The 6,586-nt window shown below is 39.4% G+C and carries 8 protein-coding genes; 3 read left to right on the top strand and 5 right to left on the bottom strand.

The genetic code is table 11. The annotated features are described in order from the left end of the window. Positions 1-377: 377 nt before the first annotated feature. A complete protein-coding gene (locus tag JCM9140_RS10855) occupies positions 378-1,250 on the bottom strand; it encodes a nucleotidyltransferase-like protein (protein ID WP_034745993.1) in 873 nt (290 codons plus the stop codon). A gap of 221 nt (positions 1,251-1,471) precedes the next feature. Between JCM9140_RS10855 and JCM9140_RS10850 the strand changes: the two genes are divergently transcribed. After that, complete coding sequence (locus JCM9140_RS10850; protein ID WP_034745990.1) at positions 1,472-1,822, top strand: YgzB family protein; 351 nt, start codon at positions 1,472-1,474, stop codon at positions 1,820-1,822. A gap of 88 nt (positions 1,823-1,910) precedes the next feature. Here JCM9140_RS10850 and perR read toward each other — a convergent pair whose 3' ends face one another. The 4 genes from perR to JCM9140_RS10830 form a co-directional block, all read right to left on the bottom strand. Next, a complete protein-coding gene (gene perR / locus JCM9140_RS10845) occupies positions 1,911-2,348 on the bottom strand; it encodes a peroxide-responsive transcriptional repressor PerR (protein ID WP_034745987.1) in 438 nt (145 codons plus the stop codon). A gap of 89 nt (positions 2,349-2,437) precedes the next feature. Further along, positions 2,438-2,737: a cyclic-di-AMP receptor gene (locus JCM9140_RS10840; RefSeq protein ID WP_034745984.1), complete on the bottom strand. Its 300-nt coding sequence runs from the start codon at positions 2,735-2,737 to the stop codon at positions 2,438-2,440. A gap of 175 nt (positions 2,738-2,912) precedes the next feature. After that, a complete protein-coding gene (gene bcp, locus JCM9140_RS10835) occupies positions 2,913-3,386 on the bottom strand; it encodes a thioredoxin-dependent thiol peroxidase (protein WP_034745981.1) in 474 nt (157 codons plus the stop codon). 69 nt (positions 3,387-3,455) lie between these two features. Beyond that, positions 3,456-3,869: an ion channel gene (locus JCM9140_RS10830; RefSeq protein ID WP_235715325.1), complete on the bottom strand. Its 414-nt coding sequence runs from the start codon at positions 3,867-3,869 to the stop codon at positions 3,456-3,458. 113 nt (positions 3,870-3,982) lie between these two features. Here JCM9140_RS10830 and JCM9140_RS10825 point away from each other — a divergent pair, with 113 nt between their 5' ends. Next, positions 3,983-5,272, top strand: coding sequence for a glutamate-1-semialdehyde 2,1-aminomutase (locus JCM9140_RS10825; RefSeq protein WP_034745979.1), 1,290 nt, complete (start codon positions 3,983-3,985; stop codon positions 5,270-5,272). A 201-nt stretch (positions 5,273-5,473) separates the two neighbouring features. Further along, positions 5,474-6,559, top strand: coding sequence for an FUSC family protein (locus JCM9140_RS10820; RefSeq protein ID WP_034745974.1), 1,086 nt, complete (start codon positions 5,474-5,476; stop codon positions 6,557-6,559). The last annotated feature ends 27 nt before the right edge of the window (positions 6,560-6,586 follow it).

The raw sequence follows: 6,586 nt of genomic DNA, 5'->3' as shown, positions 1-6,586 counted from the left end.
GAACTCGTTTGTCGCTCGATGGCGACTTGATTATCATAACGTTTCGTTTCATCTGATGTCAAATGTTTTTTTCGAAATTGTTATTTGTTTTTTGTTCGCTTCGTTAGCGACAAGTAATAATATATCATCATTAAATTCTAACGTCAACCATCTTTTTTATTTTTTTACGTTTATTAAGATTTGTTACTTTAGAGCATCATTGTTCCCAGCCATGGTATGGAGGGAAAGCACCGGCTCCTACAAGGATAAAAAAGCAGGGCCTAAAAGAAGACCCCTCTTCTTCCATGACCCCACAGAGGCTTGCCATCTCCATCACTGAATAGCTAGAGCGAAGGCAAAACAAACACGTTACTTCTATAACTAACCGAAAAACAATCTTACTTTTTAAAAGAATAAAATGTTTTCTCGATTCCTTCTACCTTTGTTTTCACCTTTTTACTCGTAACAAACCCTTTCTCAACTAAATGTCTAATAAGAAGTTCTAAGTCGACACAATAATCTTCTACTTCGGTAAAAGACATTAACTCCGCAATCGAAAATAGCTCCCCTTCTTTTGTTTCTAATAAAGAAAGAAAGTGATGACTTCCTATTTCTGTTTTTGAACGAATCGCTAATTCCGTTGCTAAGATGAGAAGCTCAATTCGTTTTTCTAAAGACTCTTCACTATTTAAAAGCTCTTGATACAATATGTAAGTTTGCGGTTCAATTTTCTTCACTTGCTCCCAAACAGTTACTTCCGGATAAAATCCATGATTAATTACAGAAAGACGTGCCAAATGATGAAGCGAGTGCATCATATTGCTAAATGCATCAAAATAATGACCATTTTGAAACAACGACTTCCCTTCCTCAAACCTTCGAAGCATTTTCGTAAATTGAATCGCCATCTTCTTTGTTCGATCACCTGGTGGAAACGAATCAATTCGTTCCTTTACTTCTTTTAAGAACTCATTTCGATCAAACACAATCTTACCGTTTATTAACCAGTCAACCAACCTTCTATGATTTCCTACAATTAACGTTTGGTGCATAACCGCCTGGCTTAACGAATGAAAGGACACTCGCTTTTCACCTAATTTATAATGCTTCACTTCCCATGAAATTGTCTGATGATGATTAATCAGAACAATCACGACATCAAACCCATCTGTTACCGATAACGGCAAAAATTCTTTTTCAACTAAAAGAATGGACAACGTCTCTTCTTCACTTGCACGGTCTTGATATAGTTGTCGCAACAAAACATCCATAATTTCGTTCCCCCTTACGCATGACAGATTCATCGAAAACGATCGTTAAAATGTTCCGTCTTTTAACAACCAGTCTAGTAGGATACCGAGATTACAAGTTCTACAAAGAACGAAAAACTCCTGCTAATTCCGAACGAATCTTCGTTATCTGTTAACATTTCTTTCAAGTCGAAAGCCTCGTTCTGTGCTATACTTACTACTAGATTTAGGAGGGACATGTTATGGCTTTAAAATACACGAATAAAATTAATAAAATAAGAACCTTTGCCTTATCGCTCGTATTTATTGGAATTCTCGTCATGTACGTCGGGATCTTCTTTAGAGATTCCTTTATAATTATGTCACTCGCCATGATCGTCGGGTTTCTTTGTATCATAGGAAGCACGGTTGTTTATTTTTGGATCGGTATGCTCTCAACCAAAACAATCCAAGTGGTCTGTCCCTCTTGCGGCGGCGCAACAAAAATGCTAGGACGTGTTGATGCATGTATGCATTGCAACGAGCCGTTAACAATGGATAAATCATTAGAGGGCAAAGAATTTAACGAGGAATACAATCGAAAAAAGAAATAAGTAAACAAAGAGGAGGAAGAACCGGATCGCGTACCGTTTCTTCCTCCTCTTTTTAATGACTAAAACACCTCCCTATTCAGAAGGTGTTTTAATGTTCAACTTTCTCTTTGCACTTTGGACAAGTTCCGTAAATCTCCATACGGTGATTATGAACTTTAAATCCCGTTACATGTTCAGCTAACGTCTCAACCTCATCTAATCCTGGATAATGGAAATCTACAATCTTTCCACAATCCCCACAAATCACGTGATAATGATCAGATGTGACCGAATCAAATCTACTCGATGCATCACCATATGTTAACTCTTTTACGATGCCAGCTTCCTTGAATACGCGCAAATTATTGTATACTGTCGCGACACTCATATTTGGAAAACGCCCTTCTAACGCCTTATAAATATCATCAGCTGTCGGATGGGTCATTGATTCATATAGGAATTCTAGTATCGCATGACGTTGCGGAGTCATACGGACACGGGTGCTCTTCAAAGCATCAAGTGCATCTTGCAAGCGATGATCAGACATTGTCATGCACCTCCCCTTCAAGTAACCATTCTTACTTTGTAATTAGTATAATATAAAAATAATCTCGCTGTCAATGTGGCTCAACTCAACTAATTACCTAATCCAATAAAAGGAGCCGCGTCTTTTACATCTAACAAAAAGGATGTATAGCGATGAGCTTGCTTGCTCTTGCGCTGCTTTTTCTTTTCAAGCTCCACACAAATTGACTTCAACTCGTCTTGAAGTTGCTGTATATCCTTCTCTTCTATACCAAACAAAAAGGTTGTATTGCCTTTTTTCCAAAATCCTCCAGAACTCGCCAGCTCCGTCATCCTGTATCCTTGCTTTTTCAACCTAGATTCAACGGCATCTCGATACACATTATCAATAATACATACGAGTAACTTCATCACGTTTCCCCCATTCAACGGATCCTAAAAAAATGGCTGCTTTGCCTAATTTGTTACGTATTGTCACAGGTGCGCTCCAATATAAGATGAGAGCAACCTTCGAAATTAAACAAAACAACCTTTATAAAATAAACTATTCGATTTTGAGGCTTGAAGTTCCTACTCGCTTCAACAATCAGTTCTGAAGTTCATCCTTCACAAACGAAAGCGCCTCAGCAACGTGATCTTTCACTTTCACTTTACGCCATTCTTTCACAAGCTTGCCTTCTTTATCGATCACAAACGTAGAACGTTCAATTCCCATGTATTCTTTTCCAAAGTTCTTCTTTAATGTCCAAACCCCATATTGCTCAGCTACTTCGTGTTCTTCGTCTGCTAACAACAAAAATGGAAGTTGATATTTCTCAATAAATTTTTCATGTCTGGCAACGGGATCTGGACTTACCCCGATAATCACGGTATCTAGTTCTGAAAAATCTTCTATTTTATCACGGAAGTCACAAGCTTGAGTCGTGCATCCCGGTGTCATATCTTTTGGATAAAAGTAGAGAACGACATTCTTCCCACGAAAATCTTCTAAAGAAACAGTCTCATTATTATTTGCCGGTAATGAAAAGCTTGGAGCCATTTGGCCAATTTCAATCGTCATTCTATCCATCTCCTTACATGTTTTCCTAATAGCGTAGCCCATGTTTGGAAGAAAGACAACTATTCCTCCTTATTCGCTACATGCAAAAAAGACGTCACAACAAAAGCCGCCGGTAACAAAAAAACCACATAAAGCCTGTACAATTGCAATGAATCGACCAATCCCGATCGGAACCAAATCTCCATAACCAACAGAAAGCATGGTTACCGCACTAAAATAAACAATGTCTACGATTAAATGGTTTACGGTCCCCTCTACATGAGAATTCCCTTCTTTTAACACTTCAATCCCTAACATCTCAAGACCTAAGTACAAATTAGAAAACGATAAAATCATTGTCATATAAACCAATAGTAAAAGGGCAAAGTGCCTTAAAGAAACTTGATGAGTCCCACGAATCGGGCGGTAGCGCAATAACATTAAAATACTAACAAGCGTTCCAATCGTCGCCATCATTAGCGCTAATGAAAGAAGCACATTCACAATATCACCTCTAGTAACATTTATGAGCTTTCATCAGGAATTAGACTCTAACTTGCCCATTTCGCTCCTCTATGGTTGAATACAAACAGAACACTTTCACTAGGAGGCTTATCATGAACTGGGAACAATCGGAACTTTTATATAATGAAGCAAAGGATCTTATCGTCGGAGGAGTCAACAGTCCATCTCGCGCCTATAAAGGAGTAGGTGGTGGGACCCCGATTTTTATGGAAAAAGGAAAAGGGGCTCATTTCTGGGATGTCGACGGCAATCGTTACATCGATTATTTAGCCGCATACGGCCCTATTATTACAGGACATGCTCATCCTCATATTACAAAAGCGATTCAAGAGGCGGCTGAAAATGGCGTTTTATTCGGAACACCAACGAAGCTAGAAAATACGTTTGCCAAAATGTTAAAAGAGGCAATCCCTTCCCTTGAGAAGGTACGTTTTGTGAATTCAGGAACAGAGGCTGTGATGACGACGATCCGTGTTGCGCGTGCTTACACAGGACGAGACAAAATCATTAAATTTGCCGGCTGCTATCACGGACACTCCGACCTCGTCTTAGTTGCAGCTGGATCTGGCCCATCGACACTTGGCACCCCTGATTCTGCAGGTGTGACGAAAAACATCGCAAAAGAAGTCATTACGGTTCCTTTTAATGATATTGATGCCTATAAAGAAGCATTACAAAAATGGGGTGACGACATCGCAGCCGTTCTCGTTGAACCAATTGTTGGAAACTTCGGGATTGTAGAACCAGCTGAAGGGTTCCTTCAAGCGGTGAATGACTTAACACATGAAACAGGTGCTCTTGTAATCTACGATGAAGTGATCACAGCTTTTCGATTCATGTACGGAGGAGCTCAGAACTATCTTGGTGTAGAGCCAGATATGACGGCACTAGGAAAAATCATCGGTGGAGGACTTCCGATTGGCGCTTATGGCGGTCGAGTTGACATTATGGAAAAAGTCGCTCCACTCGGTCCTGCTTACCAAGCTGGAACAATGGCTGGAAACCCAGCGTCTATGAGTGCTGGAATTGCTTGCCTGGAAGTATTACAGCAACAAGGTGTATATGAACAACTAGATCAATTAGGCGCGATACTAGAGGAAGGCATCGAAACACTTGCCAAAAAGCACGGTGAAACGATTACGATCAACCGCCTCAAAGGTGCACTTACGGTTTACTTTACAGACGAAAAAGTAACCAATTACGAACAAGCCGAAAACACAAATGGTGATCGTTTCGGCATATTCTTCAAAGAGCTACTAAAACGCGGAGTCAACTTAGCTCCATCCAAATATGAAGCATGGTTTTTAACCATTGCTCATACAAAAGAGGATATACAAGAAACATTGCAAGCAGTAGATGAAGCTTTTGCTGCGATGAATTAAGTCAAGAAAGCAGAAGGACCAACAGGACTGTACGAATCCCTGTTGGTCCTTTTTTTCATCAATAAAAGGCTTGCTTCTTCCTGTCATTCATTGTATATTACGCTTCGGTGTTATTTTTTGGTTATGAATTGAGGACACTAGCAATACGATTATCCATGGATTTAGATCTTAGCGAAAGCATAAAAGGAGTTATCTTCACATATGAAACTTGGTGCTCGCATTTTTAAAACCGGGTTAGCTGTTATGCTTTCCCTTTATTTGGCGATTTGGCTCGGGCTCGAACCTCCTATGTTTGCGGCTCTTGCTTCAGCAATCGCTGTGCAACCATCGCTTTACCGGACATTCCAAACGATTTTAGAGCAAATACAAGCAAACATTATCGGAGCATTTTTAGCTGTCATTTTCGTTATGACATTTGGCCATGACCCTTTTGTTGTCGGGCTTGTCGTTGTACTAGCGATATCGATTATCTTAAAAGTCAAACTAGAACCAACGACCATCCCACTAGCAATCATGACCGTCATTGTCATTATGGAAAGCCCTGCAGATGACTTTATTCTATTTGCCGCAGGACGATTTGGACTCATTTTAATTGGCGTACTAGCTGCTTTTATTATTAATCTACTGTTTTTACCGCCTAAATACGAAACAAAGCTCTACCACAAATTGTTATCTGCGACGGAAGATATTAATCAATGGACGATGTTATTGATTCGCCATGCAGCTGATCATCGCGCTCTTAAAAAGGACTTAAATCGTCTCGAAGAAAAAATGGTCAAACTCGAGAACATTTACCTACTATATAAAGAAGAACGCAATTATTTTATGAAAAACAAATACGGAAAAGCGCGTAAAGTCGTGCTATACAGGCAAATGCTTGTAACAGCCAAAAAAGCTTTATTTGTACTGAAAAACTTAGAAAAACGCACAGAAGAATTGAATTTATTGCCCGAAGAAACGCATCAAAAATTTGAAAAACAACTCCAATACTTAACATCCTACCATGACCGGATTTTATTAAGGTATATCGGGAGAACACACACTAATCATTCAGACGAATTAATCGAAAAAATGAACGCAGGGAAAGAAGAATTAATGAGCTATTATATTAGCTTGCAAACTCAACCTTGCATTGATTACAATCAATGGCTCCACCTCTTACCTGCTGTTTCGCAAATGATTGAATACCAAGAGCAACTTGAACACCTCGATCACTTAGTCGAAAGCTTCTTTACGTACCACCAAGAGGAAAACGAAGTAAAAATCCGAGAGCGCGAAGAAGATTAAAGAAAGGCTCCGTTCACTTTATGAACG

Source organism: Halalkalibacter wakoensis JCM 9140 (genome assembly GCF_000513095.1).
In the GTDB taxonomy this organism is placed as follows: Bacteria; Bacillota; Bacilli; order Bacillales; family Bacillaceae_D; genus Halalkalibacter; species Halalkalibacter wakoensis.
This window is presented reverse-complemented; position numbering and strand designations above follow the sequence as displayed.